Genomic DNA, 26,732 nt, shown 5'->3' with positions numbered 1-26,732 from the left:
TCGGCAGAGAGACCGTGCCTGTAGAGCTTTAACGGTACCTGCTTCCGTGGCCATACGGTACGCCGCCCGCATTCCGGTCCCGGCACAGGGCCAGTGAGGAGCCCCGTCCTCCCTGGTCAACTGCGATTTTAACCTCTTGTGGAGGTACGACCCGCCGACCGGCGTGAGTCTTGTCTCGCCGGTCGGCGGGTCGTACGGGGTGGCCGAGGGCCGCCCCGTCAGCGGGCGTGCGCCTCCGCCATCCGCTGCTCGGCGAGCCGGTCGGCCGCCGCGGCCGGCGGAATCCCATCCGCCTTCGCACGTGCGAATATTTCCAGCGTGGTGTCGAAGATCCTCGCCGCCTTCGCCTTGCACCGGTCGAAGTCGAACCCGTGCAGCTCGTCGGCCACCTGGATCACGCCACCGGCGTTGACCACGTAGTCGGGGGCGTAGAGAACCGACCGGTCGGCCAGGTCCTTCTCCACGCCCGGGTGCGCCAGCTGGTTGTTGGCCGCGCCGCACACCACCTTCGCGGTGAGCACGGGGACGGTGTCGTCGTCGAGCGCGCCGCCGAGCGCGCACGGCGCGTAGACGTCCAGGCCCTCGGTGCGGATCAGCGCGTCGGTGTCCGCCGCCACGGTGACCTCGGGGTGTGCATCGGTGATCCGGCGCAGCGACTCCTCGCGGACGTCGGTGATCACGACCTCGGCGCCGTCGGCGAGCAGGTGCTCGACGAGGTGGTGGCCCACCTTGCCGACCCCGGCGACGCCGACCTTGCGGCCGCGCAGTGTCGGGTCGCCCCACAGGTGCTGGGCCGAGGCCCGCATGCCCTGGAAGACGCCGAACGCGGTGAGCACCGAGGAGTCGCCCGCGCCGCCGTTCTCGGGGGAGCGGCCGGTGGTCCAGCGGCACTCCCGGGCGACGACGTCCATGTCGGCGACGTAGGTGCCGACGTCGCAGGCGGTCACGTAGCGGCCGCCGAGCGAGGCGACGAACCGGCCGTAGGCGAGGAGGAGTTCCTCGCTCTTGATCTTCTCCGGGTCGCCGATGATGACGGCCTTGCCGCCACCGTGGTCGAGACCGGCCAGGGCGTTCTTGTACGACATCCCGCGCGACAGGTTCAGCGCGTCGGCGACGGCGTCCGCCTCGGAGGCGTACGGGTAGAAGCGGGTGCCGCCGAGGGCCGGGCCCAGGGCGGTGGAGTGGAGGGCGATGACGGCCTTGAGGCCGGTGGCACGGTCCTGGCAGATCACTACTTGCTCGTGACCCCCCTGATCCGAGTGGAACAGGGTGTGCAGGACGCCGTCAGTCACATCGGTCACTGTGGTGACTCCCAAGTACGAAGCGGCGGAGGCCCTCCTAGGGGTGGGGAGGGCCCCGGACCGACCGGCACGGCCGGTCCGATGGGCAAGAGCGTAAGTCCTCCGGCGGCTCGGATCTGCCCCCGCGCGAAGGATCACCCCCTGGGGGTGATCCGCCGTGACACGATGCGCTCCATGTCGGTGGTGTCTTCGGTGCTCGTCCCTTACGCGTCCTACCTCCGGATCTACGAGCCGCTCGTCGCCTTCGCGGAGCCCGAGCGCGGCCACTGGGCGCGCTACGCGCAACGTGAGCAGCTCCCCACGGCCCAGGACGAACTGCGTCGTTCGCTGGCCGACTTGGCGTCGACGCCGCCGGTGGGGGTGCCCGTGCACGAGAGCGGCGACGCGTTCGTGACGGAGCTGGACGGGGTGGTGTGCGTCTGCCCGTGGCGCACCAGGCTGCGGGGCTGGCTGGCCCTGGAGGAACTCGGGGGAATGTTTCCGGCCAACGTGCTCGACGTCGTGCTGCCGGCGGTGGTGCGCGGCCAGGCCGCGGCGGACCACGAGCGCTGGCAGCGGCTCCACCCGGACGCGAGGCCCTGGATCCGCACCACGGTGTGGCAGGTCCCGGTGCGCTGGTTCGTCCTCTTCCGCGACGAGGAGCGGGAGTACGCGGCGGCGGACGGCGAGGGGTCGGGGCCCGTACTGCGCTACCGCACCCCGATGGTCGAGGCCCGGCGGCGGCTGGCGCGGGCGCTGCGGACGCTGCGCGGACACGTTTCCGAGGGCCCGCTGACCGAGGGGCTGGTGGACGTGGGGCGCTGGCTGGAGGAGTTCCATCCGCGCTCCCTGGTCGAGCTGGACTACGGGGGCCTCGTGCACGCGTTGCCGGCGGAGAGGCTCGCCGGGGACCGCTCGGCGGCGGATGTGGCGGAGGGGCTCGCCGCGCTGCGGGACGGCGACAGCGAGGGCGCGGGGGAGGCGTACGCGCGCCTCGCGGAGCGTTGGCGGGCGGTCCGGGACCTCCAGTTCACCAATTGACGTGAAAAGACCCACAGCGGCATCAAGGTGACGGAACCGGGGCATCCTTCATCCAGGACGGCCGAGGGGCCGGCGGACCGGCCGCGAGGCCGGAGCGTACGGAAGGAGGAGGAGGCCGGGTCGCCTCGACGGAGGGCGACGAAGAGGGGCTCGACAAACAATTGACGGGTCGTGAACCTGTGCCCTGTGCGGTCCGTGTGATGGATGAGGCGGAAGTGTGTTCCGCCGGGTCCGGGACCTACGTCCTGAACCGGGCCTTTGCCTCAAGCGTGATGGACAGCACTTACAGGGCCCTTGCGCCTATCCCTACTCCTCGTGCCAAAATAGGACAAGGAGTCCGGGGAGGGCTCCTTCTGCCCAAGTAAGGGCGGGATGCTCGACATTGCACTCTATGGGTGGTCTGGCGGACTCCTGATCGCTCTGTGACTGATCGTCACTGGGGTGTGACTGTCCGCTATGGCATGGTCCATCGGCTTCCGTCGCTGATGAACACCTGGGAGGGCAATTCCATCGGTTTGGCCGACGTGGCTGGGCGGATGGTGTAGTTGTAGTGCCGAGGACAAGCCGTTCGTCCTATAACCGACTCGGCCCGCGTCCGCCATTCCGGGCAACGTGGGTCAAGGTGCAGAATTTAGAGGAAAGAACCGAGAAGGTTCGGTTCTCCCGAGGAGGCCGCTCATGACCGCTCGCACCCCTGATGCCGAGCCGCTGCTGACCCCGGCTGAGGTTGCCACGATGTTCCGCGTGGACCCGAAGACGGTCACCCGTTGGGCCAAGGCTGGCAAGCTCACGTCCATCCGCACGCTCGGTGGACATCGCCGGTACCGCGAGGCCGAGGTCCGCGCACTGCTTGCGGGTATTCCGCAGCAGCGCAGCGAGGCCTGACACACCCCTGTCTCGCGGCAGCACAGCAGCACAGCATCACAACCCGGGCAGCTGCAAGGTCCCCCAACCTCAGCCGCCCACCCATAGCTCCACTCGACGGACGCCTGCCCCAACGGGCGTCATACCTGTGTTCCACGGGTGCCGTCGTATCGATCGCGCTGGACTCCGCCGGGTCCAGCGCGATCTTTTTTGTGTCCTGCCCGGAGGGCGCCCCGGACGGCCCTTGCCCGGAAGGGTGCCCCGGACGGCCGCCGGAGGTCCCCCAACGGCCCTTCCGGGCCGCTCCCGGGCCCGTTCCCGGCCCTTTCGGGCCGACCGGGCCCAGAACCGGGCGGTCGGTCGGCTTCGGGGCCCCGGAAGGCTCTCCGGCGCCCCGCCGGCGGCCGGCCCGAGGAGGCGTTCTGCGGGCCCGGCCCCACGATGGCTCCGGGTGGCCTTCGTGGGTCTGTGAGCGGGTCTGTGCGGGAGTGGGGGAGAGCGTCCCGGACATGGTGGGGACGTGGTGGGACAGCCCCGGACGGAACGGTCCTCGGACACCTGCCAGCCTCGTGCAATTGCACATATTAAATTCATCAGTTGTAGGGGAGGTGTAAAATCCCCCGGTCGGAAAACTCCTTCGGTGACTACCGTCACACCGCGCGATGCTTGCCAACTCCGAGCGTGCCACTGTCCGGACGCGGAAGCATCCGGCCGATGGTCATGTCGCGGCAGGTCTTTCGGCCCCGGCCCGCCCCTCGCCCCGGCCCTCCTCCTCGCCCCGGCCGCCGGTCCCGTCCCCCTCCCCGGCCCCGCCCGGCCGCACGGCGTCCCGACGGGCCCCGGAGGGGTCCCCGGACGCTCTCCGCTCCCCGTCTCCCCCGGGCTCCATGGCGAGCCGCAGGAGGCGGTGGCAGACCGCGCAGTGCCGGGTGAGGTGGCGATAGGCGGAAGCGGCCGCCAGGTGGGCCCGCAGGAGCGCGCGGGTCTCATGTCGTGCTCCGGGCTGTCGTGCTGTGGGCGCGGACATACGAGCCACCTCCCGGTGAGCCCGGCCGTCCCCCGCCGTGAGAAGCGCCGAGGGAACAGGGACGGCCCCTGCTCTACGAGGTACCCCTGGCAGATGCCGCCGTCAAGACGCGAGAAAGCCCGGATCGAAACGATCCGGGCTTTCTTCTACTGCGGTCCTGACGGGATTTGAACCCGCGGCCTCCACCTTGACAGGGTGGCGAGCACTCCAAACTGCTCCACAGGACCAGGTTTTCGCCGCTTGCCTTGCGGCTTGCTGCGAAACCAGACTGTACAGGAGGTGGGAGGCCCAGGTCGACTTCACTCCTGGTGGTGACTCCGTCACGGTCTCCCGGGGCCCGCCGAAGCCGCCGTGTCAGGGCGCGAGGGCGTCGATCGCCTTCACGATCCGCTTGTCCGAGACGGGGAACGCGGTGCCCAGCGCGTGGGCGAAGTAGCTGACCCGCAGCTCCTCGATCATCCAGCGGACGTCCAGCGCCTCCTGCGGCACCGGCCTGCCCTGCGGGAACTGTTCGAGCAGCCAGGCGTACTCGTCCTGCATCTCGTGGACCTTCGCCATCCGCGTGGTGTCCCGCTGCACGGCCGTCGGCATCTGCTGGAGCCGCCGGTCGGCCGCCACGAGATAGCGCATCAGGTCCGGCAGCCGGCGCAGTCCGGTGGCCGTAACGAAACCGGGCGGTACGAGACGGGCCAGCTGCTCGCGTACATCGGTGACGTTGGCCACCAGCGTCAGGCTGTTCGTCGACTTCAGCCGGCGCTCGCAGGCCTGCCAGGCGGCCAGGATCTGCTGCACCTGGTCGATCGTGCGGACGGTCAGGTCCACCAGATCGGCGCGCACCTTGTCGTACAGCGTCCGGAACGCCTTCTCGTCCCACGCCGGTCCGCCGTGCGCGGCGATCAGCCGGTCGGCCGCCGCGGTGGCGCAGTCCTCGAAGAGCGCCTGGACCGAACCGTGCGGATTACGGGACAGGGCCAGCTTCTGCTGGTTGGAGAGCCGGTCCGAGGCGAACTTCGCCGGGTTCACCGGGATGTTCAGCATGATCAGCCGCCGGGTGCCGCGCCACATCGCCTGCTGCTGCTCGGCCTCGGTGTCGAAGAGCCGTACGGCGACGGTGCCGCCCTGGTCGACGAGGGCCGGATAGGCCTTGACCGGCTGACCGGCACGACGTGTCTCGAAGACCTTGTCCAGGGTGCCGATCGTCCAGTCGGTGAGGCCGGACCGCTCGATGGACTCGCCGGACGGCCCCGCGGTCGCCGCGGCCGCCTTGGAGAGCGCCTGCCGGGCCTTCGGCCGCAGCCGGAGCTTCAGCGCCTCCAGGTCCTTGTCCTCGGCGACCTTGCGCCGCCGCTCGTCGACGATCCGGAACGTGATCTTCAGATGGTCCGGGACCCGGGAGAGGTCGAAGTCGTCGGCCGTGACCGGCACGCCGACCATCCGCTGGAGCTCCCGCGCCAGGGTGAACGGCAGCGGCTCCTGGAGCGGGACCGCCCGGTCGAGGAACGCGTCGGCGTAGTTCGGCGCGGGGACGTAGTGCCGGCGGATCGGCTTCGGCAGCGAGCGGATCAGCTCGGTGACGACCTCCTCGCGCAGCCCCGGGATCTGCCAGTCGAAGCCCTCGGAGGTGACCTGGTTGAGCACCTGGAGCGGTACGTGGACGGTCACGCCGTCCGCGTCCGCGCCGGGCTCGAACTGGTACGTCACCTTGAACTTGAGCTTCCCCTGCCGCCAGGAGTCCGGGTAGTCGTCCTTGGTGACGGCCCCGGCCTTCTCGTTGATGAGCATGGAGCGCTCGAAGTCGAGCGCGTCCGGCTCCTCGCGCTTCTTGTTCTTCCACCAGGAGTCGAAGTGCGCCCCGGACACGATGTGCTCGGGAATCCGCTGGTCGTAGAAGTCGAACAGCGTCTCGTCGTCCACGAGGATGTCGCGGCGGCGGGCGCGGTGCTCCAACTCCTCTACCTCGCCGAGGAGTTTGCGATTGTCATGGAAGAACTGGTGGTGGGTGCGCCAGTCGCCCTCCACCAGGGCGTTGCGGATGAACAGATCCCGCGAGGCCTCCTGGTCGATACGGCCGAAATTGACCTTGCGCTGAGCGACGATCGGTACCCCGTAAAGGGTGACCCGTTCGAACGCCATCACCGCGGCCTGGTCCTTCTCCCAGTGCGGCTCGCTGTAGGTGCGCTTCAGCAGATGCCCGGCGAGCGGTTCGATCCATTCGGGCTCGACCTTGGCGTTGACCCGCGCCCACAGCCGGGAGGTCTCCACCAGCTCCGCCGACATCACGAACCGGGGCTGCTTCTTGAACAGCGCCGACCCGGGGAAGATCGCGAACTTGGCGCTGCGCGCGCCCAGGTACTCGTTCTTCTCGGTGTCCTTCAGCCCGATGTGCGACAGCAGCCCGGCCAGCAGCGAGGTGTGCACCGCCTGCTCGGGGACGGACCCCTCCGCCTTGGGCTCCTCGACGGTGATGCCCATCTGCTTGGCGACCGTACGCAGCTGCGCGTAGATGTCCTGCCATTCGCGGATGCGCAGGAAGTTCAGGTACTCCTGTTTGCACATCCGGCGGAACGAGGACGAGCCACGCTCCCTCTGCTGCTCGCGGACGTAGGCCCAGAGGTTCAGGTACGCCAGGAAGTCGGAGGTCTCGTCCTTGAACCGGGCGTGGTTCTGGTCGGCCTGCGTCTGCTTCTCCGCGGGCCGCTCGCGCGGGTCCTGGATGGAGAGCGCGGCGGCGATGACCATGACCTCGCGGACGCAGCCGTTGCGGTCGGCCTCGATGACCATGCGGGCCAGACGCGGGTCGACAGGCAGCTGGGAGAGCTTGCGGCCGAGGGGGGTGAGCCGCTTCTTCGGATCCTTCTCGCCCGGGTCGAGCGCGCCCAGCTCCTGGAGCAGCTGGACCCCGTCGCGGATGTTGCGGTGGTCCGGCGGGTCGATGAAGGGGAACTTCTCGATGTCGCCGAGCCCGGCGGCGGTCATCTGGAGGATGACGGAGGCCAGGTTGGTCCGCAGGATCTCCGGGTCGGTGAACTCCGGCCGGGTGACGAAGTCGTCCTCGGAGTACAGCCGGATGCAGATGCCGTCCGACGTACGGCCGCAGCGGCCCTTGCGCTGGTTGGCGCTGGCCTGCGAGATCCGCTCGATCGGCAGCCGCTGGACCTTGGTGCGGTGGCTGTAGCGGGAGATACGGGCGTTGCCCGGGTCGATCACGTACTTGATGCCGGGGACCGTCAGCGAGGTCTCGGCCACGTTGGTCGCCAGGACGATGCGGCGTCCCGTGTGGCGCTGGAAGACGCGGTGCTGCTCGGCGTGCGAGAGGCGCGCGTAGAGGGGGAGCACCTCGGTGTGTCTGAGGTTCCGCTTGTTCAGCGCGTCCGCCGTGTCCCGGATCTCGCGCTCGCCGGAGAGGAAGACCAGGACGTCGCCCGGGGCCTCGTGGCCCAGCTCGTCGACGGCGTCGCAGATCGCGGTGATCTGGTCGCGGTCGGAGTCCTCGCTCTCGTCTTCGAGCAGGGGGCGATATCGCACCTCCACCGGATACGTCCGACCGCTGACCTCCACGATCGGTGCCTCGCCGAAGTGGCGCGCGAACCGCTCCGGGTCGATGGTCGCCGAGGTGATGACGACCTTCAGATCGGGGCGGCGGGGCAGCAGCCTGGCCAGATAGCCGAGCAGGAAGTCGATGTTGAGGGACCGCTCGTGGGCCTCGTCGATGATGATCGTGTCGTACGCCAGCAGCTCGCGGTCCGTCTGGATCTCGGCGAGCAGGATGCCGTCCGTCATCAGCTTCAGATACGTCGACTCCGGGTTCACCTGGTCGGTGAAACGGACCTTCCAGCCGACCGTCTCGCCCAGCGGCGTGCTCAGCTCGTCCGCGACGCGCTCAGCGACCGTGCGGGCGGCGATCCGGCGGGGCTGGGTGTGCCCGATCATGCCCCGGACGCCGCGCCCCAGCTCCATACAGATCTTGGGGATCTGCGTGGTCTTCCCGGACCCGGTCTCGCCGGCGACGATCACGACCTGGTGGTCGCGTATCGCCTCCAGGATCTCGTCCTTCTTCTGGCTGACGGGCAGCTCTTCCGGGTACGACAGGGCGGGCAGCCGGGCCGCGCGCGCCGCGAGCCGGTCGGCCGCCTTTCCCGCCTCGGCCGCGATCTCGTCCAGCACGGACTGGCGGGCCTCGGGCTTGCGGATGCGGCGCGCTCCTTCGAGGCGCCGGCCGAGCCGGTTCGCGTCACGGAGCGAGAGCTGTCCGAGCTGGGACTGGAGATCGGCGAAGGAAGTAGACATACGGCCCCCAGGATCTCACCCGGGCCCACGGAGTGGCGACCTCATTTCGCGCGGGCTGCGTCACGCGGCACGTACCATTTCGGGCAGTCGAACCCTTTGCCACCGTCCCAGCGCGAGAAAGGCCAGGTCCCGTGTCCCGTACGCAGTGGTGGAGCCTGGCGGCGCTGCTCACGGTCGTCGTGGGACTGCTGTGCGGGCCGGTGGCGACGGCGGTGCCCCCGACAGTCGCTTCCGGAGGCACCGCGCCGATGGTTGCCGCGCCTTTCGCCGCCGCGCCGACGGCTTCGGCCGCGCCGGCCCAGGCCCTGGACCCGACCTCGGCCCAGGTCCCGGACGCGACCTCGGCCCAGGTCCCGGACGCGACCTCGGCCCAGACTCAAGCCCCGGCCCTGGCCCCGATGGCCGAAGACGCCGACGCGGGCACCCGGGTCCCCGGCTGCGGGAAGCTCCGCGATCACGACGGCGAGCCCGCCGTCCCCTCCCGCGCCCGGTCCGGGTACGACCAGCCGCCCGGCCTCGCCCCGTGGGGGCTGCCCGCCGCGACGGTCGTGCTGCCGGCCGAGCCGCCGCCGGGGGCGCGGGCCCGCGCCCCGGCCACGCACACCCCGACCCCCGTGGAACTCTCCGTGCTGCGCGTGTAGGAGGGCCATGCCCGATCCGCGCCCTTCCCCTCCCGCATCCTCAGCACGGAGTGCCGCATGACCACGCCCAAGAAGCCCGTCTCCACGCCCGAGAAGCCCGCCTCCACGGGCCCGAAGTCCTCCTCCCGCAAGCCCCTGGTCTACGGCGCGGTGATCGTCGTCGCCGCCGGTCTCCTCGGCTTCGCGTCGTACCGGGCCACCGCCCCCGACGACACCGCCCCGGACACCTCCGCCGCCCCGGCCGCCGAGGTCTCCGCCGACCCGAACGAGGGCGTCTACCCGGAGCTGGCGAAGCTCGCCCGCCGGGACGCGAACGACAAGCTGGCCATCGGCCGCGCCGACGCCCCGGTCGTCCTGATCGAGTACGCCGACTTCAAGTGCGGCTACTGCGGCAAGTTCGCCCGGGACACCGAACCGGAGCTGATCGAGAAGTACGTGAAGAACGGCACGCTGCGCATCGAGTGGCGCAACTTCCCGATCTTCGGCGAGGAGTCCGAGAACGCCGCGCGCGGCGCCTGGGCCGCCGGGCAGCAGGACCGCTTCTGGGAGTTCCACAGCGCCGCCTACGCCGAAGGGGCGAAGGAGAAGGGGTTCGGCAAGGACCGGGTCGAGGCGCTCGCCGAAGAGGCCGGGGTGAAGGACCTGAACCGCTTCATGAAGGACCTCGACGGCAAGCCCGCCCGGGACGCCGTCGCGAAGGACCGGGAGCAGGCGTACAGCATCGGCGCGACGTCCACCCCGTCGTTCCTGATCAACGGCCGTCCGATCGCGGGAGCGCAGCCGGACGAGACGTTCGAGCAGGCCATCGAGGCCGCCGCCGAGCAGGCGAAGACCGCCGGGAAGGGCACCGGCAACGCGGGCAACGACGCAGGGGAAGCCGCCAAGTGACGGCGGACATCGGCTACTTCGCGGCCTTCCTCGGCGGGCTGCTCGCCCTGATCAGTCCGTGCAGCGCGCTGCTGCTGCCGGCCTTCTTCGCGTACTCCATCGACTCCACCTCCCGGCTCCTGGCCCGCACCGGCATCTTCTACGCCGGGCTCGCCACGACCCTCGTCCCGCTCGGCGCGGCCGGCAGCTACGCGGGACGGCTGTTCTACGGTCACCGCGACGCCCTCGTCATGGGCGCGGGCTGGCTGATCATCGTGCTCGGCGTCGCGCAGATCGTCGGCCTCGGCTTCGCGTCCCGGCGGATCGCGGCCCTCAGCGGCCGGATCCGCCCCACCACGGCGTTCTCCGTCTACGCCCTGGGCGCGGTCTACGGCCTGGCCGGATTCTGCGCGGGCCCGATCCTCGGCAGCGTCCTGACCGTCGCGGCGGTCAGCGGCAGCCCGGTCTACGGGGGGCTGCTGCTGGCGGTCTACGCGCTCGGGATGGCCGTACCGCTCTTCGTGCTGGCCCTGCTCTGGGAACGCTTCGACCTCGGCCGCCGGACCTGGCTGCGCGGCCGTGCCGTCCGGCTCGGCCGGTTCGAGCTGCACACCACGTCGCTGCTGTCGGGGCTGTTCTTCATCGGGCTCGGCACGCTGTTCCTCGTGTACGACGGGACGACCGCGCTGCCCGGCCTGCTGGGTGTCGACGACTCGTTCGCGGTCGAGCAGTGGGCGCAGAACCTGGGCGAACGGGTGCCGGACGGGGTGCTGCTGGGAGCGGCGGTGCTCGTGGCGCTGCTGGTCCTGGGCGCCCGTGCCCTGCGCCGGCGCGGCACGGACGCATCGGCGGAGACGACCGAGGAGCCCGAGAAGACCGAGAGGACCGAGGAGCCCGAGAAGGCGTGACACGGCGAAGGCCCCGCGCCCCGCGCACCGGGCGGGGCGCGGGGCCTTCGCGTCCATCGGGAGCCTCCGGGGCGGAGTCGGCGCTCGCCGCGTCCTCGGCGGAGCGCCCCGCTCTCCTCGGAGCCTGGGGCGCTCGCGCACAATGGGCCCATGTCGACCCCCGGCTTCGGCCCGCCGCCAGGAGATTTCCCGCCGCGGCCTCCGTACGCTCCGCCGCCGTACGGTGGCCAGGCTCCTCCGCCGTACGGGAGCCACACGCCCCAGCCGTACGGTGGCCAGGCTCCGACTCCGTACGGTGGCCAGGCGCCCCAGCCGTACGGGAGCCAGGCTCCGCCGCCGTACGGGGGTCAGGCGGCTCCCCTCGCCCCGGAGTTCGTGGCCTTCGACAAGAGCAACGCCCTGGTCATCGACGACCAGGGCGTCTCCTTCGACATCGGCGGCCACGTCACCGACTACCCCTGGCAGCAGATCACCCAGCTCCACTACACGGCCCGGGGCACCTTCCTGCGGGTCGGCCTGATCCATCCGAACGGCTGGTTCGTGGAGTGCGTGATCAACGCGAAGAAGCAGCAGAAGCTGATCCAGTGGCTGACGGAGCTGGGCCCGGTAGCAGCCCACTACCAGGCCCAGCTCGCTAGCTGATCCCGCCCGTGGGCGACGCCGGGCCGCCGGCGGACATGGTGCCCTTTTCGGAGGGCTCGCGTCGCCGGCGTGTCCCGTGCGGTGCTCTTCAGCTCCTCGGCCGTCCCCGACGTCGCCCCGAGCCTCCCCAGCACATGAGAAGCGCCCCAGACGAGAAATCCGTCTGAGGCGCTTTCCGTGGTGGCTGGGGCCGGGATCGAACCGGCGACCTATCGCTTTTCAGGCGATCGCTCGTACCAACTGAGCTACCCAGCCACGCAGCCGCTGGGGCTGCAGCGGTCCTGACGGGATTTGAACCCGCGGCCTCCACCTTGACAGGGTGGCGAGCACTCCAAACTGCTCCACAGGACCAAGCAATGTGCGAAACAAGTCTCGCACAGGGTGAAACGTGCCCCCAACGGGATTCGAACCCGTGCTACCGCCTTGAAAGGGCGGCGTCCTGGGCCACTAGACGATGAGGGCTATTGGCCCGCCTGTTCGCTTTGCAGCGCGTCGGGGACGTGAGAAGCATATGGGATGGGTGGAGCTATCGCCAAAACGGTTTACGGCGAGGGCGTCGCGCGAGTCGGGGAGCGGTCCGGGGAGGGCGAGGAGGTGGACGAGGTGGTGGGCGACGGGGTGGGGGAGAGGGGGGCGTCCTTCTTCAGGTTCTCCTCCGGAAGATGGCGGCTGACCTCGGCGGTCGTCAGTCCGAGACCGCCCAGCGTGATCTCGTCCCAGGCCTGGAGCCGGCGGGTGGAGCGGTCCATGTAGAGCACCGAGGCGTGCACCTTCTCGGGCTTCTCGTTCTGTACGGCGCGCAGCCCGCCGCCGCCCGTGGAGCCCTCCACCTTCAGCCGCGTGCCGAGCTTCAGCTGCTCGTTGATCCGGCGGTGCAGGTGGCCCGACAGCACCAGCGGGACCGTGCCGTCGGTCTCCCGGGCGGTGTTCGGGTCGTGGGCGACGGCGATGTCGACCGGCGTGCCCGCGCGCTCCTGGTCGCGCAGCGCGGAGGCCAGCCGCGCCCCTTCGAGCTGGGCCGCCTCCTTGCCGCCGACCGGGGCGGTCCGGTCCGGGGTGAAGGAGACGTCGCCGGTGCCCGCGATCCGCAGCCCGCCGACGTTCACCGCGCCGCCGTCGTCGAGGACGCTCACGTTCTTGAACTTCGCCAGATACGCCTGGGTGACGGGCGAGTCGTGGTTGCCGCGCACCCAGACGTAAGGCGCGCCGAGGTCGCGGATCGGGTCGAGGAAGCCGTTCTCGGGGGCGGAGCCGTGGTCCATCGTGTCGCCGGAGTCGATGATGACGTCGATCTCGTACTGCTCCACGAGCGAGGCGATGATGTGCCAGGCCGCCGGGTTGAGATGGATGTCGGAGACGTGCAGGACCCGGATGGTGCCCGGGTCGGGCTGGTAGACGGGGAGCGTGGAGGTCGCGTCGTACAGCTTGGTGACGTTGGTGACCAGGCGGGCCAGCTCCTGCTGGTAGATGTCGAACTCGGTGACGATGGAGCGGGCGTCGCCGACCAGGGACGGGGCGCTGGAGAGCAGCCCGGAGAACTTCGGCTCCAGGACGGACTTCGGGTTCCAGGTGGCGTACGCGCTGACGCCGGACGCGGCCAGCAGGGTGAGGGCGAGCCCGCCGGCGGCCAGGGCGCGCCGGGGGCGGCGGTAGACGACGAGGCCGAGCGCGGTCGCGCCGGAGACGACGGCGACACAGGAGCGCACGGCCAGCTCCCGGGTGCCGGCGGCGACGTCCCGGGTGACCTCGTCCTGGAGGCCGGCGAACCGTTCCGGCCGGTCGACCAGGGCCTGGGAGCGTTCGGGGTCGAGGCGGTCCACGTCCACGTCGAGCCTCAGCGGCGCGATGTGCGAGTCCAGCTCCAGGGCGCCGAGCGGGGACACGTTGATCTTGCTGCCGCCGGTCAGGGAGGGGCGCAGCGTCATGTTGGTGTCCATGGGGCCGACCGGAGTACGGATGGAGCCCACGGCGAGCAGGCCCAGCCAGGCCCCCAGCACGACGACGGCGAGCATGCCGAGGGCGCGGAGGTACGGGCGGCGGGCGGGACCCGTCAGGTCGCCGGGGGCCGCGGTGCCGGAGCCGGCCGGGGTGCGCCCCCGGGGCTTCGGGCGGACGATCTGGGTGAGGCGGTGCCGGACGCGGTCGGCTGCGGCACGGAACGGGGCGCGGACCATTGGGCCCGTATGCCCCGGTACGGCCTCCGCCATGCCGGACGGCGGAGGCGGTCATGAGTCCGGGCGGGCCGCCATCTGCCCGCACCCGGCCCCCGTACGGGACAATGGCCGGGTGCTGGAGATGACGCGCGAACAGTTCGAGGAGCTGGTGAGCCAGGCTCTGGACCGGATTCCGCCGGAGCTGACGCGGCTGATGGACAACGTGGCGGTGTTCGTCGAGGACGAACCGGACCCCGGCGACCCCGACCTGCTCGGGCTCTACGAGGGCACCCCGCTCACCGACCGGGGCGAGTGGTACGCCGGGGTGCTGCCCGACCGGATCACGATCTACCGGGGGCCGACGCTGCGGATGTGCGAGACGCGGGAGGACGTCGTCGCGGAGACCGAGATCACCGTGGTCCACGAGATCGCCCACCACTTCGGCATCGACGACGAGCGGCTGCACGCCCTGGGCTACGGGTGAGCGAGCGGGCCCCGCGGGAGCTGCCGGAGCCCGGCCCTCCCGCCGCACCGCAGGGCCGGGTGCTGGCGGCGGTCGCGGCCGGCGGCGCGCTCGGCGCGCTCGCCCGCTACGGGGCCCTGGTGCTGTGGCCCGGCGCGCGTGGCTTCCCGTGGACGGTCTTCGCCGTCAACGTGGGTGGCTGCGCCCTCATCGGCGTCCTGATGGTGCTGACCGTCGAGCGGGGCCGGGTGACCCACCCCCTGGTGCGGCCTTTCCTCGGCGTCGGCGTGCTCGGCGGCTTCACGACCTTCTCGACGTACGCGGCCGGCGTCTCGGACCTGCTCGTGCGTCAGGAGGCGCTGACCGCCCTGGCGTACGCGGCGGCGACGGCGGTGGCGGCGCTCGGGGCGGTGTGGGCGGCGGCCGCGGGGACAAGGACCTGGCTGGACCGGGGTTCGCGGCGCTCCCGGGGCTCCCGGGGCTCCCGGGGTGAGGGGCGGGCCGCGTGAACTGGCTGCTGGTGGCGATCGGCGGGGCGGTGGGCGCGCCGCTGCGCTATCTGACGGACCGGGCGGTGCAGGCGCACCAGGGGCCGGGCGTCCCGTACGTCTTCCCGTGGGGCACCTTCACGGCGAACACGGCGGGCAGCCTGCTGCTCGGGCTGCTGACCGGCGCCGCGGTGTCCTCCCCGGCGCACGCGCTGCTGGCGACGGGCCTGTGCGGGGCGCTGACGACGTACTCGACGTTCTCGTACGAGACCCTCCGCCTGGCCGAGACGGGCCGGGCGTTCCTGGCCGCGGCCCATGTCCTCGCCTCACTGCTGGCGGGCCTGGGCGCGGTGTTCCTGGGGGCGGAACTGACGGGTGGGTTCGGGGGGTAGCGCTGGTCCCGGGCGAGCCGGGAGGCGGCCGGCGTGGTGCTCGGGGCTGTTTCGCCGGTCGTCGCGCGGGCGGGTGGCGTTTCGGGCGTGTCTCCGGCGGGGTCGGGGGAGTTGGGCACGGTGCGACGCCGTACCGCTCGCACCTGTTCCCGCTTCGCCCCGGCGCCGCGCTCTCCGCTCCCGCCCGTCGCCCCCGCTCTCCGCCCCCTCGCCCCGGAGGTGCCACTCGTGCGCCAGTTGCCCGCCCCTGCCCGCTGGGCAGCCGTCACCGCGCTGACGATCGCCGCGTCCACCGGCTGTATGAGCGTCGGCGAGGACGACGACGCCGGGCGGCCGGGGCCCTCGCGGTCCGCCGGCCCGAAGGGCTCCGCCGCCGATCCGGCCGGGGACACGGTTCCCGGCTCCGGGCGGACCGGCGGGCGCGTCGGGGGCGCCCACCCCCACTCGGACCGGGCCGCGCCCGGGAGCAGCCCGAGCCCGGACGCCTCCGGTGGTGTGCCGTCGGTCACCCCCGAGGACCCACGCCCGGAACCGGCCACGCCCGGGGCCACCCGGGGCGGCCCGCCGCCCTCGCCGACGCCCTCGACACCGGGGCCGGGGGAGCCGCCGCCGGCCACCCCGGAGCCGCCGGCACCACCGACGCCCGACCCGGACCCGGAACCCGAGCCGGAGCCCACCGATCCGTCGGAGCCGCCCCCCTCGGCCTCGCCCGCCGCGCAGCTGCGGGCTCATGCGATGAGCGGACCGGAGGCCGTCCGGCCACTGCGGACCCCGGAGGCATCACCGCAGGTGGGGCCGGTTTAGCCGGAGGGTCCTCGGGGGCCGGTTTGCGCAAGGTGGGTGAGAGTGCGTATGGTGGTAGATCGTTTGATCCCATTGCCCGGCGCCGACACAGAAGAGCGCCGTGTGGCGCGTACTCTCCCTTGCCGTGGCTGGACCGCATTGAGGCGGTCGAAATTGCGAATCACGGAGTTATGGGCGCGTGCCGAGACTCCGGAAGGTTTCGCATTTCGCATGTCAATTTCCAGTTCTGACCACACCGTCATGCCCGAGAACATCGACAACGCCGAGCTGGCCGAGCTCGTCGAGGCCGCTGTGACCGAGGCCCCCGCCGGCGCCACCGCCCCGGCCGCCGAGCAGACCGTCGTCGCCGAGAAGACGGTCGTCGCCGAGAAGTCCGTCGCGGACTTCATCACCGACGCACAGACCGACGCACAGACCGACGCACAGACCGACGTACAGGCCGGTGCTCCCGCCGAGAAGACCGCCGCCCCCGCCGAGGAGACCGCGGCCTCCGCCGAGGAGCCCGTCGCCGAGGCCGACGCCGAGCCGACCATCACCTTCGGCGACCTGGGTCTGCCCGAGGGCATCGTCCGCAAGCTCGCGCAGAACGGTGTGACCGCCCCCTTCCCGATCCAGGCGGCGACCATCCCGGACGCCCTGGCCGGCAAGGACATCCTCGGCCGTGGCCGTACGGGCTCCGGCAAGACGCTCTCCTTCGGTCTGCCGCTGCTGGCCTCGCTCTCCGGTGGCACCACCGAGAAGAAGAAGCCGCGCGGCATCATCCTCACCCCGACCCGTGAGCTCGCGATGCAGGTCGCGGACGCGCTGCAGCCCTACGGCGACGTGCTCGGACTCAAGATGAAGGTCGTCTGCGGCGGTACGTCGATGGGCAACCAGATCTACGCGCTGGAGCGCGGTGTCGACGTCCTCGTCGCCACCCCGGGCCGGCTGCGCGACATCATCAACCGCGGCGCCTGCTCCCTGGCGAGCGTCCAGGTCGCCGTCCTCGACGAGGCCGACCAGATGTCCGACCTGGGCTTCCTGCCCGAGGTCACCGAGCTGCTCGACCAGATCCCCGGCGGCGGTCAGCGGATGCTCTTCTCCGCCACCATGGAGAACGAGATCGGCACGCTGGTCAAGCGTTACCTCTCCAACCCGGTCACGCACGAGGTCGACAGCGCCCAGGGCAACGTCACGACCATGTCGCACCACGTGCTCGTCGTGAAGCCGAAGGACAAGGCGCCGGTCACGGCCGCCATCGCCGCCCGCAAGGGCCGCACGATCATCTTCGTCCGCACCCAGCTGGGCGCCGACCGCATCGCCGAGCAGCTCATCGAGTCCGGCGTGAAGGCCGACGCGCTGCACGGCGGCATGACCCAGGGCGCCCGTACGCGGGTCCTGGAGGACTTCAAGAAGGGTTACGTCAACGCGCTCGTCGCGACCGACGTCGCCGCCCGCGGCATCCACGTCGACGGCATCGACCTGGTCCTGAACGTGGACCCGGCCGGTGACCACAAGGACTACCTGCACCGCTCGGGCCGTACCGCCCGCGCCGGCAAGTCCGGTGTCGTCGTCTCCCTGGCGCTTCCGCACCAGCGCCGCCAGATCTTCCGCCTTATGGAGGACGCGGGCGTCGACGCCTCGCGCCACATCGTCCAGGGCGCGGGCGTCTTCGAGCCGGAGGTCGCCGAGATCACCGGCGCCCGTTCGCTCACCGAGGTCCAGGCCGACTCCGCGAACAACGCCGCCAAGCAGGCCGAGCGCGAGGCCGCCGACCTGACGAAGCAGCTGGAGCGCGTCCAGCGCCGCGCCGTCGAGCTGCGCGAGGAGGCCGACCGCCTGGTCGCCCGCGCCGCACGCGAGCGGGGCGACGACCCCGAGGCCGCGGTGGCCGAGGTCGCCGCCGAGGCCGAGGCCGCCCTCGTGGCAGCCGTCTCCGTGCCGGAGCAGCCGGCCGCCCGCGACGACCGCCGCGACGAGCGGGGCAACTACGAGCGCCGCGACAACCGCGGTGGTGACCGTGGCGGCTACCGCGGCGGCAACGACCGTCGTGACGAGCGTCCTTCGGGTGGCTTCCGCTCCGGTGGCGGTGACCGTCGGGACGACCGTGGTGGCCGTTCGTTCGAGCGTCGGGACAACGACCGTCCGTCGTTCAACCGCGACCGTCGTGACGAGCGTCCTTCGGGTGGCTTCCGCTCCGGTGGCGGTGACCGTCGCGATGACCGTGGTGGCCGTTCGTTCGAGCGTCGGGACAACGACCGTCCGTCGTTCAACCGCGACCGTCGTGACGAGCGTCCTTCGGGTGGCTTCCGCTCCGGTGGCGGTGACCGTCGCGATGACCGTGGTGGCCGTTCGTTCGAGCGTCGGGACAACGACCGTCCGTCGTTCAACCGCGACCGCCGTGACGACCGCCCCTCCGGTGGTTTCCGCTCCGGCGGCAGTGACCGCCCGTTCAACCGCGACCGTCGTGACGACCGCCCCTCCGGCGGCTTCCGCTCCGGCGGCAGCGACCGCCCGACCGGCCGCCGCGACGACCACCGTGGCGCCAACACCGGCACCAACACCGGCTCCTTCGGCCGCCGCGACGACAAGCCGCGCTGGAAGCGCAACGGCTGACCCCCGCCCGGCCGGCACCCGGCCGAGCAGGTCCGCCTGACAGACCGGCAGGGCCCGTACGCCACCGAACCGACTCGGTGACGTACGGGCCCTGTTGCTGTTCCCGGCCCCGGGGAGCCCGCCTCCCGGAGCCCGAGACGGGCCCGCAAGCGGCTTGCGACGGGCCCGACACCGATACCGGATCGGCTGCCGGGACCGGGCGGGCTATGCTCGGGGGGTGATCCGTCGAGGGCCGTTAGCTCAATTGGTCAGAGCAGCGGACTTTTAATCCGTTGGTTGTGGGTTCGAGTCCCACACGGCCTACCGACAGCAGCGCGAGGAAACCTCCTCTGACCTGCTACTTAGCGCCTCGACCGGCTTCGGCCGGCCGGGGCGCTTCGTCGTTTCCGGCCTCATGCGTGAGCGATGCGTGAGCGGATGGACTGGCAGGAGGCGCGACGGGCGCGGCTTCGCGAACTCCCGATACCGGATCGGCGGCGGGTTGCGTTGCTGTTCTCGGGCAGCAGGCCGGATTCCGGAAAACCTCTCATCTCGTATCGAGTCGGCTGCTAGCGTGACGATCATCACCTTGGGGATCACTCGCCCCATCCGGCACCTCATGCTCAGGACGATCGTGAAGATCAAGCGCGCGCGCATCGAGAACTTTTGCTGTCTGCACAACGTGGATGTTTCCTTCGAAGAGATCACCTCCTTCATCGGGCCGACCGGTGTCGGCAAGTCCACCGTGCTACGCGCACTGGATTGGTTCTTCAACGGCGAAAGGTCGCTCTCGCTGAGTGACGACGACGTCCACTCTGCGGCGAAGGGCGGTCGCATTGTCGTCGAGGTGGAGTTCGATGGGCTCACTGCCTACGACCGGGAGGTCCTCGGGCGCTACGCACCTGACGAGGCCGAGAGCGTGAGCGTTTGGCGGACCTGGCAGAACGGCGAGGACAAGATCACGGGAAAGGCGCTCGCATACCGCCCGTTCGAGGAGGTGAGGAAGTTCGAGAAAGCTACCGACCTCCGCAAGGCGTACGACGAGCTGCGCGAGGGAGATGCCAGCCTGAATCTGCCGAAGGTCGGAAGCAAGGACAAAGCACTTGAGGCCATGAAGACTTGGGAGCTTGCACATCGGGAGCAGCTCACCGAGTCGGAGATCGAGGACACGCACTTCTTTGGCTTCGCTGGGCAGAGCAAGCTCGGCCAGCTGATCGACTTCGTTTTCGTCTCCGCGGACCTTCGGGCGTACGAGGAGGCGGACGATCAGAAGACCACAGCGCTCGGCCGCATTCTGGACCACGCCGTGGATCGGACAGAGGCGAACGAGCGGCTTGGCGAGATTGAGGAGAGTGCCCACCTCGCACGGCAGGAGGTACACACGAAGGTGTACGGACCGGTGCTGAATGACATCTCAGCCGCGCTGTCCTCCGAGGTCGCGAAGTTCACCACGGGGCGTCAGGTGGTGGTGACTCCCACGGTCCACGCACCGAAGCCGGCTCGGACCACTTTCCAGGTAAGCATTCGCGACGGCGCAGCAGAGACCTCAGTCCACCGGCAAGGGCATGGTTTCCAGCGAGCTTTGATCATCGCCGCACTGAAGTACCTGGCTGATCGTCGACGACCTGAGGGCGATGCCCGGACGTTGTGCTTGGCAATCGAGGAGCCCGAGCTCTTCCAGCATCCGCCGCAGGCACGCACCTTTGCGAAGGTGCTGCGCGAGCTGGTTGCCGCATCTCCCGAGGGGCGCACTCAGGTCATGTACGCCACGCATAGCCCCGTTTTCCTCGACCCGACGGGTTACCACCAAATCCGCCGTCTGCGTCGTGCAGTGGGTGAGGCCCATCCCGTCACCGAGATCCGCCAGGCATCTCAGGATGAGCTGTGCCGTGTCCTGGAGGGCTTCATCGATGCGAACACTGTCAAGAGTCGGACGGTCGGGAGGCTGGCAGGGGTATTTGCTGAGGGTTTCTTTGCCCACGCGGTGGTGCTGGTTGAGGGGAGGGGGGATGAGGGAGTAATCGTGGGCTGCGCGGAGCGTGCTGGGATCAACCTAGGCGCGGACGGTATCTGCGTTATCGAGGTGACTGGCAAGGACAACCTGATGATTTCCGATGTCCTTTTCAGGACGCTGGGTGTTCCGTGCTACATGGTGTTTGACGGGGATTCCGGTACCGAGGAGCGTAAGCGGCAGTCGACGGTACACTTGCTCCCGGAGCAGCGGCGGGATAAGGAGCTTAAGTACGAGCGGGATGCGCGGCGGACTCGTGAGAAGAACGCCGATCTCCTGCGGTACCTCGGGAGCCCGCCTGTCCCTCAGCCTTCGGATGAGTCCACTGCTCGGTACACGGTTTTTGAGGACAACCTGGAGACTTACCTCAGTCAGCACTGGCCGGCTTGGGACCTGCGCAGGAGGGATCTGGTGCGCTCGGACGAGGCCGTCGATGGAAAGAACGCGGCGACCTACCTGGAGACGACACGCACTGTTGCGACGGAACCGCCGTTCCTTCTCCACGCCATGCTGGAGAACGTCATGAGCCTGGGCAGGACAGCCATGGTCGTGTGAGTGCAGAACTGCCCAGACCTGTTCTCCGTGCCGCGTCTATCCCGCGCACGAGCGTCACCGTTCGTCCGTCGTCTTGTGATGAGCACCGTGTGCGGAGTGGTGCGTGAGGAGGAATACGGGTTCGCCCCCAGCAAGGACCAACCAAGTTCAGGAGACCAGGTCGAACTGCTTGAGCCATTCCGGATCAGCATCGCCGACCGTGGCAACTAGGCCGCCGCATAGCAAGACCATGTACAGAGTGAAGGCGATCGGGTCGCCGTAGTGGTCCACTGCTTGGTTGAGAGTCAGGCTGGGCGCATCCGGGTGGCCGATGAAGCCCGCCGCCTGGAGAAGATCATCGTGTTGGATCCCCAAGCTGTCGGAAACCCACTCGACGGCGTCCCTGGCCTGGTCCTCGCTGATCTGCTCCTTTGCTCCGACGAGCCAGGCCATCAGGATGGCCCAGACCATGGTGGGGTCCGAAGGGCGTTCCCCTTCGATGAAGGAGCCTCCTGGCCCTTTCGAAGGGTTCTGCATCCACGTGGCGATGTCCGCGCGCAGGAGCTTCTGGGCGCGGACACGGGAGATCTCGGAGAGATCTGGCCTGGCGTCTAGTGCTGTCCGTGCTGCACGTGCGCTTCGGCGGCGCTGGCTGTTTCGTCCCATGGAATCGAGGATGGAGTGCGGGGCGGCTGCGGGGAGGGAGAACAGCGAAAGAAAGCCCGATCTATTGAGGCTGAAGATGCTTCACCGCTCGGGTTTCTCAACTCCACCCGCAGCGCGCCGGTGTTGCCGTTGGCGAGGAATGAGCGCGGCAGCTGCCTCGGCCACCGCTAGGTCGACCTCGGGCAACAGGCTCGTGTACGTGTCCGAGGTCAGGGTGATCGTGGAGTGGCGGAGGGTCTCCTTGATCGTGTGGATGTCGCCGCCGGCCCCGTGGGTGAGCGTCGCCGCCACGTGGCGGAGGTCCCGCAGGGTGATGGGCGGGAGGTCGGTGGTGGCGAGGAGGCGGCGGAAGGTCTCTGAGACTGTTTCCGGGTGGAGCCAGGAGCCATCCTCCTTGGTGAAGATCTTTCCGGTCTCCTGCCAGGCGGCACCCGCCTTCTTCCGCTCTCGTGTCTGGCGCTTCCTGTGCGCGCGCAGGACGGCCACGTTCACGCTGTCGAGAGCGATCGTGCCGGCGCTGCCGTCGGTCTTCGGCTCGGACTCGTACGGGTCCCAGCCGTCGACGACGATCTCGACGTGGGCAGCCGGGTTGAACGTGATGAGCTGCTGGGCGATGGCGGAGTTCAGGGCCGCGCGGAGGGTGCGGCGTACGGCCTGCCTGGTCGCCGGGCCGGTGATCTTCCGGAACGGCTTCATCTCCGCCAGCTTGGCCCGTTCGGCGGTGACCGGGCGGCCAGGACGGCTCGGCTTGCACCGGGCGATCTGCTCGCGGCGGGCCTGGTTCTCGGCGGCGATCACCTCGTTGTCGTCGGCTATCCCGTCGAACATCTCCACGAGGTGACCGACGTTGAGCCGGTCCAGGCGAATGTGCCCGATACGGGGCTTCAGGTGGACGCGGATGTGCGACGCGTACCCGTTGAGGGTGGTCCTGCGGCGCTTCTTCGACGCGAACCAGGCATCCAGCCACTCGCCGACCGTGAGGCTGCCCCGTAGCCCGAGCCCGGCCCTTAGACGCCGCCGTGTCTCCTCGACGTCGGGCAGGGGCGCCTCTCGTCCCCGACCTCCTCCAGGAGCGTGACGAGGCGCTGGAGGCTGTCGGGATCGTCCGTGTCGGCCAGGGCGAGGAGCGCGCGGACGTGGTCGAGGTCGGCCTGGGCGGTCTTGAGGGAGTCGTAGCCGGCGCGGCTGAAGGAGCGGCGGGTGCCGTCTTCGCGGGGTGAGAGTTCCTGGCGTATGGAGTATGAGCCGTGCTTGCGGCTGGTGAGCTTGGAACACTTCTTGCCGAGCGGCTTGCCGGTGTGGGGGTCTCGGCAGTAGCAGCGGCGGTGGGTGGAACCCTTCAAAGATCGTTCTCCTCGGTGGGGTCGGTGTCGGGCGAGTCGATGTCGGCGAGCGGGGAGGGCAGATGGGGCGGGGTGCCGCCGGCCTCACGGATGGCGTCGCGGTGGCGGCCCAGTTCGTACTTGGCATTGGCGGCTTGGTCGGCGTACCGGGCCAGTGCGCGCTCGGCTGCCTCCCGCTGTACGCGGTTGGGGGCGGTCCTGACCTTCCAGCGTTCGTAGTCCTCGCTTTCCACGGCGGCCAGGGCCGAGCGGAGTTCGAGGTCGTGGGCGAGGAAGTGGTCGAGCATGTGGTCGGTGGCGTCTTCGGCAGATTCGTTGCCGGTGAACCACTGGAGCGCGCCCCAGGCCGGTTGCCGGTCTTCGTAGGGGAGTTGGCGGACTTCGTCGACGTAGCCGACGGGGTAGATCAGGCGGGGATACGGAAACGCCGGGCGGGCGGGGGCCCGAAGGTCCCCGCCCGCCCGGCGGCACGTTTCTGCTGTGGGACGCCGAGGAGCGCCTCCAGCTCGGCCACCGAGGTGTCCTCGTCGGTCGCGTGGACGGTGGTGATGCCCAGCTCGGCAGCCGGCGGGAGGTTGACCGCGTGATCATCCACGAAGACGCACTGCTCGGCTGGGACGCCGATGAGTTCGAGAGTGAGCTGATAGATGGCGGGGTCGGGCTTGGCCAGCCCCACGAGCTCGGACACCACGTGTACGTCGAACAGGTCCCAGATGCCGACGTGTTCGTACGGGTTGAACGGATCGAGGCCGAAGCTGTTGGAAAGCAACGCGAGCCGATGACCGGACGCCCGCGCGGCGCGAGCAAGCGCGACCATACGACTAGCCACAGGCACCTTGGCCCAGGCTCGCCCCATAAGGTTCACGGGATCGATGCGCTCACCGAGAAGCGGGGCCGTGCTCTGGTTCCACTCGGCTTGCCCTATCTCGCCGATCTCCAACGCTGCGTAGAGACGACGGCCTTCAGGGTGATCGTTGAGAGTGCTGCGCCATGCTCCGGGGGCTAGTCCTTCGGAGACGCACCAGGCTCGGTGGACATCGACGGGGCTGGCGGTGAGCACTCCGGCGAAGTCGAGGATCAGGCCTCGATTGTCGGCGGCTTCGGCTCCGTGCGGCATCCGACGACCTTCCCTTCACTCATCGCTGTTGCGTTCTCTTGGCGACGCTACAGCGTTTCACGTGGCCGAAGGCGTGAGGAAACCCTAACTGGCCTTGGCCTCCTACATGTTCCGGCTGGTCCATGAGGTCAACCACCTGGTGATCTGGCCGAGCGTGCAACTTCTTTCCTGATCTCGCGCACCAGAGAAGTGGGTCTAGCGCTCGACTGTCAGTGCTGACTGGGAAGATAGAGCTGAACACGACGGAGTGGAGAAGCGCATGAAGTACTGGATCTTGACTGCCGAAAACAAGTCAGCTGCGTATGCCGTGGCCCGAGGGGCAGAAAAGTTGGATATGACCATCTCTGCAGTTTCCAGGGCCGACGCCGAAGTGGGCGATGCGGTATTTCTCTGGCGCGGAGGGCGAGGCGGCGGCCTCGTTGCCCTTGGTGAAGTCAGCAAAAAGCTTTCTCTAAATCAAACCGAACTCTACCTGCATCAGATGCGTGTGCGCCGCGAGGGGAAGTCCGAGGTGAACCCCGTGAGGGTGACCCTAGATTTCCATAAATTGCTTCTCTCTTCTCCGATTTCTGAGCAGTGTCTAAAGGATTCTGGATTCCAGCAAATCGTAAAGGCTGTGCGATCTAAAGGTGTGGTGCATGACCTTAGAGAGGTTGATTTCTCGGATTCCGAGTGGATGGAGTTTAATAAATTCTCCAGTGAAATTCAGAATCCTAATCCTTGGCCGTCCATGTGGAACATCTCATCAGGTTCCGTGGTGAGGCGGGGAGAGCTGCATTCGGTGTACGGCGGAAATCATCTGGTCAAGGCTTCCTCCAGTGGGAGGACCCCAAACGCCTTTCTTTTCCTAGAGGCAGGTCCTGAGAACCAGGAAAGCTGCCGATTCCTGCAGAGTGACGGTTCCGTCCTTCTGGCGCCTGGGCAGGGGCAGGATGGCTACGACCCTTCAATGGAGAACCTAGCAGCATTGGCGCATGTGCGTCGCGGAACGCCGCTTAGGGTATTCATTTCTCGAAATTCTGAGTGCCTCTACATCGGGGAATTCGCCATCGATTCGAAGCGACCTATTCAAGAATGGGTCGCTGTCGGTGAGCGGTCCCGTCGATGGGATAAGGCGAATGTGAGAGTCATTAGGGAGCCGGTATTGAGGCTTCGTCAGCTCAGTGGGATTTCTTTCGATGTGATCGATGAAGAAATTTTTCGAAATGCTCCGAGGATTACTTTGGGTCTCCACCCTTCCAGTGATGCCCGGGTTGGCGGAGAGATCCGTCGGTTGCTAGACCTGCTGGAGGGAGAGTCGGGGCTTGCAACGTCACTAGGGAGTGTTCCTGAGACGCAGCTGCTTGCAATAATTCTGCAACGAACTCGAAGGCAGGATGATTTGAATGAGCTGAGGGCGGCGGTGGAGGATTCGAAAACCAAGGAAACTGACCTTCAGAAGATTATCCAACGCATGACCTGGATCTTCGGTAGCGAATTCGATCCCGGCACGGTTCGACGTAATCTGACACTGCGAGATCAGCTTGACTTGGCGCTGGTCCGCCCTGATGGAACTTTGCACGGAGTCGAGTTGAAGAAGGCCAACATCAAGAAACTCGCGACTAGCCACCGAAGCCATCTTATTCCGGGCCCGGAAGTGCATCAAGCAATCTGTCAGGCTAACAACTACCTGCGCGAGCTCGACGAGCATCGTTCTCAGATTCTCGCAGATTTGGGAATCGACTGTCGTCGTGCCTCCATGACAGTTGTAATTGGGCACACGAATTTCGTGGGGGCTGACGTTACAAGGCGAGAAGTGGACGAGGTTATGCGTACCTACAATTCCGATCGCTCTCGGGTCACTGTGACAACCTATGATCAATTGATCGAAAATGCTCAGCGGTCGATTGATCTCACTGTGCCAGAGTCGTAGAAAATTTCTTGATCCGACAGTAGGAGGTCTTCTGTGCTCCTATCAGAGCATCGACATCGGCCTCGGTCGTCTCGCCGCGATCCTCCAGGACGTCGAGAACGTGTGCGGCACCGACCTCCTGCGGCCCACCCTCGCCACGGTCCAGGAAGTCGCTGGCCGCGACTACCCGCGCCATTGCCATCCTCGGCACCGAGCACGACGGCAAGGCGCTCCTGGCTGCCGCACTCACCCGCAACCCCCACGACGCCGATATCGGCGCAAGCCGCATCCTCACCCCGGCCGCCCGTGCGGTCGGGGGCGGAGCCGGCGGCAAGGGCCCGTCGCCAGCGCCGGCGGGCGCCGAGCCGAGGCGCTCGACGAAGCCCTCAGCGTCGCCGTTCAGGACGCTGTCCATACCCTCGGTCAGGAGCGCGGGGCTGGCAGGTGCCGTCGCGTACGGCACCGGCCAGCCGCGTCATCCATCGCGTCCGCCAGCCCCAGCTCCTTCATAAGCACGACGCTCTAGTAGTTCGTCACGTCCCACTGCCAGGACCCGACTAGCATGTAGCCGAACCTGCGATACCAGCAAACCAAGTTGAACGCCGTGGCCGACGTGCCGAACACAATCTGCGTAAGGCCGAGCGCGACGACACGTTTCTCCACAAAGGCCAGAAGTCGCTGCCCAATCCCCCGGTTCGCCGGATCCACCGCGAGTTGCCAGAACGATCCCGCACCTCCA

General features: G+C 68.8%; 21 protein-coding genes, 5 tRNA genes and 1 pseudogene. 14 read left to right on the top strand and 13 right to left on the bottom strand.

Features of this window, described 5'->3' with window-relative positions:
• Nucleotides 1–218: 218 nt before the first annotated feature.
• The gene (locus PSQ21_RS15260) at nucleotides 219–1,301 is read right to left on the bottom strand and encodes a Leu/Phe/Val dehydrogenase (protein ID WP_274031050.1); all 1,083 of its coding nucleotides are present in this window, start codon (nucleotides 1,299–1,301) and stop codon (nucleotides 219–221) included.
• Nucleotides 1,302–1,475: 174 nt separating this feature from the next.
• On the opposite strand from PSQ21_RS15260, the gene PSQ21_RS15255 reads away from it, so the two are divergent.
• Together PSQ21_RS15255 and bldC are read left to right on the top strand one after the other, a co-directional pair.
• Nucleotides 1,476–2,321: a hypothetical protein gene (locus PSQ21_RS15255; RefSeq protein WP_274031049.1), complete on the top strand. Its 846-nt coding sequence runs from the start codon at nucleotides 1,476–1,478 to the stop codon at nucleotides 2,319–2,321.
• A 678-nt stretch (nucleotides 2,322–2,999) separates the two neighbouring features.
• Nucleotides 3,000–3,206: a developmental transcriptional regulator BldC gene (gene bldC, locus PSQ21_RS15250; protein ID WP_003949541.1), complete on the top strand. Its 207-nt coding sequence runs from the start codon at nucleotides 3,000–3,002 to the stop codon at nucleotides 3,204–3,206.
• 697 nt (nucleotides 3,207–3,903) lie between these two features.
• On the opposite strand, the gene PSQ21_RS15245 is transcribed toward bldC, so the two are convergent.
• From PSQ21_RS15245 to hrpA, 3 genes are all read right to left on the bottom strand, one after another.
• Complete coding sequence (locus tag PSQ21_RS15245) at nucleotides 3,904–4,212, bottom strand: DUF6274 family protein (protein ID WP_274031041.1); 309 nt, start codon at nucleotides 4,210–4,212, stop codon at nucleotides 3,904–3,906.
• A 152-nt stretch (nucleotides 4,213–4,364) separates the two neighbouring features.
• Nucleotides 4,365–4,439 (bottom strand) — tRNA-Asp (locus PSQ21_RS15240).
• 127 nt (nucleotides 4,440–4,566) lie between these two features.
• Entirely contained in the window at nucleotides 4,567–8,499 is a 3,933-nt protein-coding gene (hrpA, locus tag PSQ21_RS15235) for an ATP-dependent RNA helicase HrpA (RefSeq protein WP_274031040.1), read from the bottom strand.
• Nucleotides 8,500–8,630: 131 nt separating this feature from the next.
• Between hrpA and PSQ21_RS15230 the strand changes: the two genes are divergently transcribed.
• The 4 genes from PSQ21_RS15230 (at nucleotide 8,631) to PSQ21_RS15215 (ending at nucleotide 11,557) form a co-directional block, all read left to right on the top strand.
• Nucleotides 8,631–9,140 carry a hypothetical protein gene (locus PSQ21_RS15230; protein WP_274031039.1) on the top strand — a complete coding sequence of 170 codons (510 nt, stop codon included), beginning with the start codon at nucleotides 8,631–8,633 and terminating at the stop codon, nucleotides 9,138–9,140.
• A gap of 57 nt (nucleotides 9,141–9,197) precedes the next feature.
• Complete coding sequence (locus PSQ21_RS15225) at nucleotides 9,198–10,028, top strand: DsbA family protein (RefSeq protein ID WP_274031038.1); 831 nt, start codon at nucleotides 9,198–9,200, stop codon at nucleotides 10,026–10,028.
• Nucleotides 10,025–10,915: a cytochrome c biogenesis CcdA family protein gene (locus PSQ21_RS15220; RefSeq protein ID WP_274031037.1), complete on the top strand. Its 891-nt coding sequence runs from the start codon at nucleotides 10,025–10,027 to the stop codon at nucleotides 10,913–10,915. The genes PSQ21_RS15225 and PSQ21_RS15220 overlap by 4 nt, the downstream gene beginning before the upstream one ends.
• A gap of 150 nt (nucleotides 10,916–11,065) precedes the next feature.
• Entirely contained in the window at nucleotides 11,066–11,557 is a 492-nt protein-coding gene (locus PSQ21_RS15215) for a hypothetical protein (RefSeq protein ID WP_274031036.1), read from the top strand.
• 178 nt (nucleotides 11,558–11,735) lie between these two features.
• Here the strand turns inward: PSQ21_RS15215 and PSQ21_RS15210 are convergent.
• The 4 genes from PSQ21_RS15210 to PSQ21_RS15195 all read right to left on the bottom strand — a co-directional run bounded on the left by PSQ21_RS15210 (nucleotide 11,736) and on the right by PSQ21_RS15195 (nucleotide 13,731).
• A tRNA-Phe gene (locus PSQ21_RS15210) sits at nucleotides 11,736–11,812 on the bottom strand.
• Nucleotides 11,813–11,833: 21 nt separating this feature from the next.
• A tRNA-Asp gene (locus PSQ21_RS15205) sits at nucleotides 11,834–11,908 on the bottom strand.
• A 38-nt stretch (nucleotides 11,909–11,946) separates the two neighbouring features.
• Nucleotides 11,947–12,019: transfer RNA gene (locus tag PSQ21_RS15200), tRNA-Glu, on the bottom strand.
• 80 nt (nucleotides 12,020–12,099) lie between these two features.
• Nucleotides 12,100–13,731 (bottom strand): metallophosphoesterase family protein, encoded by a 1,632-nt coding sequence (locus PSQ21_RS15195; RefSeq protein WP_274031035.1) that lies wholly within the window; start codon nucleotides 13,729–13,731, stop codon nucleotides 12,100–12,102.
• Nucleotides 13,732–13,843: 112 nt separating this feature from the next.
• Here PSQ21_RS15195 and PSQ21_RS15190 point away from each other — a divergent pair, with 112 nt between their 5' ends.
• From PSQ21_RS15190 to PSQ21_RS15160, 7 genes are all read left to right on the top strand, one after another.
• Nucleotides 13,844–14,194, top strand: a complete 351-nt coding sequence (locus tag PSQ21_RS15190; protein WP_030298144.1) for a metallopeptidase family protein — start codon at nucleotides 13,844–13,846, stop codon at nucleotides 14,192–14,194.
• Nucleotides 14,191–14,682, top strand: a complete 492-nt coding sequence (locus PSQ21_RS15185; RefSeq protein ID WP_274031034.1) for a FluC/FEX family fluoride channel — start codon at nucleotides 14,191–14,193, stop codon at nucleotides 14,680–14,682. Before PSQ21_RS15190 ends, PSQ21_RS15185 begins: the two co-directional genes overlap by 4 nt.
• Nucleotides 14,679–15,053 carry a fluoride efflux transporter FluC gene (locus PSQ21_RS15180; RefSeq protein WP_274031033.1) on the top strand — a complete coding sequence of 125 codons (375 nt, stop codon included), beginning with the start codon at nucleotides 14,679–14,681 and terminating at the stop codon, nucleotides 15,051–15,053. Before PSQ21_RS15185 ends, PSQ21_RS15180 begins: the two co-directional genes overlap by 4 nt.
• A gap of 228 nt (nucleotides 15,054–15,281) precedes the next feature.
• The gene (locus PSQ21_RS15175) at nucleotides 15,282–15,857 is read left to right on the top strand and encodes a hypothetical protein (RefSeq protein ID WP_274031032.1); all 576 of its coding nucleotides are present in this window, start codon (nucleotides 15,282–15,284) and stop codon (nucleotides 15,855–15,857) included.
• 240 nt (nucleotides 15,858–16,097) lie between these two features.
• Nucleotides 16,098–18,452, top strand: coding sequence for a DEAD/DEAH box helicase (locus PSQ21_RS15170; RefSeq protein WP_274031031.1), 2,355 nt, complete (start codon nucleotides 16,098–16,100; stop codon nucleotides 18,450–18,452).
• Between the two features lie 229 nt (nucleotides 18,453–18,681).
• A tRNA-Lys gene (locus tag PSQ21_RS15165) sits at nucleotides 18,682–18,755 on the top strand.
• Between the two features lie 250 nt (nucleotides 18,756–19,005).
• Entirely contained in the window at nucleotides 19,006–20,997 is a 1,992-nt protein-coding gene (locus tag PSQ21_RS15160) for an ATP-dependent nuclease (RefSeq protein ID WP_274031030.1), read from the top strand.
• A gap of 147 nt (nucleotides 20,998–21,144) precedes the next feature.
• Here PSQ21_RS15160 and PSQ21_RS15155 read toward each other — a convergent pair whose 3' ends face one another.
• From PSQ21_RS15155 to PSQ21_RS15140, 4 genes and pseudogenes are all read right to left on the bottom strand, one after another.
• Nucleotides 21,145–21,642: a hypothetical protein gene (locus PSQ21_RS15155; RefSeq protein ID WP_234307071.1), complete on the bottom strand. Its 498-nt coding sequence runs from the start codon at nucleotides 21,640–21,642 to the stop codon at nucleotides 21,145–21,147.
• Nucleotides 21,643–21,723: 81 nt separating this feature from the next.
• A pseudogene (locus PSQ21_RS15150) lies at nucleotides 21,724–22,985 on the bottom strand (site-specific integrase).
• Nucleotides 22,982–23,272, bottom strand: coding sequence for a hypothetical protein (locus PSQ21_RS15145; RefSeq protein ID WP_274031029.1), 291 nt, complete (start codon nucleotides 23,270–23,272; stop codon nucleotides 22,982–22,984). Before PSQ21_RS15145 ends, PSQ21_RS15150 begins: the two are co-directional and overlap by 4 nt.
• Nucleotides 23,273–23,391: 119 nt before the next feature.
• The gene (locus PSQ21_RS15140) at nucleotides 23,392–24,102 is read right to left on the bottom strand and encodes an HAD-IA family hydrolase (RefSeq protein ID WP_274031028.1); all 711 of its coding nucleotides are present in this window, start codon (nucleotides 24,100–24,102) and stop codon (nucleotides 23,392–23,394) included.
• A gap of 259 nt (nucleotides 24,103–24,361) precedes the next feature.
• Here PSQ21_RS15140 and PSQ21_RS15135 point away from each other — a divergent pair, with 259 nt between their 5' ends.
• Complete coding sequence (locus tag PSQ21_RS15135) at nucleotides 24,362–26,014, top strand: Shedu anti-phage system protein SduA domain-containing protein (protein WP_274031027.1); 1,653 nt, start codon at nucleotides 24,362–24,364, stop codon at nucleotides 26,012–26,014.
• Here the strand turns inward: PSQ21_RS15135 and PSQ21_RS15130 are convergent.
• Entirely contained in the window at nucleotides 25,995–26,408 is a 414-nt protein-coding gene (locus PSQ21_RS15130) for a hypothetical protein (protein WP_274031026.1), read from the bottom strand. The two genes, PSQ21_RS15135 and PSQ21_RS15130, sit on opposite strands and share 20 nt — an antisense overlap.
• Nucleotides 26,409–26,732: the final 324 nt, after the last annotated feature.

The organism is Streptomyces sp. MMBL 11-1 (genome assembly GCF_028622875.1).
Classification (GTDB): Bacteria; Actinomycetota; Actinomycetes; order Streptomycetales; family Streptomycetaceae; genus Streptomyces.
The sequence above is the reverse complement of the archived record's forward strand: the minus strand, read 5'-3'. Positions and strand labels throughout refer to the sequence as shown.

Coding starts and splice junctions, on each gene's coding strand:
- PSQ21_RS15130 (WP_274031026.1), bottom strand. CDS start 26,408: ATGGACAGCGTCCTGAACGGCGACGCTGAGGGCTTCGTCGAGCGCCTC.
- PSQ21_RS15255 (WP_274031049.1), top strand. CDS start 1,476: ATGTCGGTGGTGTCTTCGGTGCTCGTCCCTTACGCGTCCTACCTCCGG.
- PSQ21_RS15135 (WP_274031027.1), top strand. CDS start 24,362: ATGAAGTACTGGATCTTGACTGCCGAAAACAAGTCAGCTGCGTATGCC.
- PSQ21_RS15245 (WP_274031041.1), bottom strand. CDS start 4,212: ATGTCCGCGCCCACAGCACGACAGCCCGGAGCACGACATGAGACCCGC.
- PSQ21_RS15145 (WP_274031029.1), bottom strand. CDS start 23,272: ATGCTCGACCACTTCCTCGCCCACGACCTCGAACTCCGCTCGGCCCTG.
- PSQ21_RS15170 (WP_274031031.1), top strand. CDS start 16,098: ATGCCCGAGAACATCGACAACGCCGAGCTGGCCGAGCTCGTCGAGGCC.
- PSQ21_RS15140 (WP_274031028.1), bottom strand. CDS start 24,102: ATGCCGCACGGAGCCGAAGCCGCCGACAATCGAGGCCTGATCCTCGAC.
- PSQ21_RS15215 (WP_274031036.1), top strand. CDS start 11,066: ATGTCGACCCCCGGCTTCGGCCCGCCGCCAGGAGATTTCCCGCCGCGG.
- bldC (WP_003949541.1), top strand. CDS start 3,000: ATGACCGCTCGCACCCCTGATGCCGAGCCGCTGCTGACCCCGGCTGAG.
- PSQ21_RS15195 (WP_274031035.1), bottom strand. CDS start 13,731: ATGGTCCGCGCCCCGTTCCGTGCCGCAGCCGACCGCGTCCGGCACCGC.
- PSQ21_RS15155 (WP_234307071.1), bottom strand. CDS start 21,642: ATGGGACGAAACAGCCAGCGCCGCCGAAGCGCACGTGCAGCACGGACA.
- hrpA (WP_274031040.1), bottom strand. CDS start 8,499: ATGTCTACTTCCTTCGCCGATCTCCAGTCCCAGCTCGGACAGCTCTCG.
- PSQ21_RS15225 (WP_274031038.1), top strand. CDS start 9,198: ATGACCACGCCCAAGAAGCCCGTCTCCACGCCCGAGAAGCCCGCCTCC.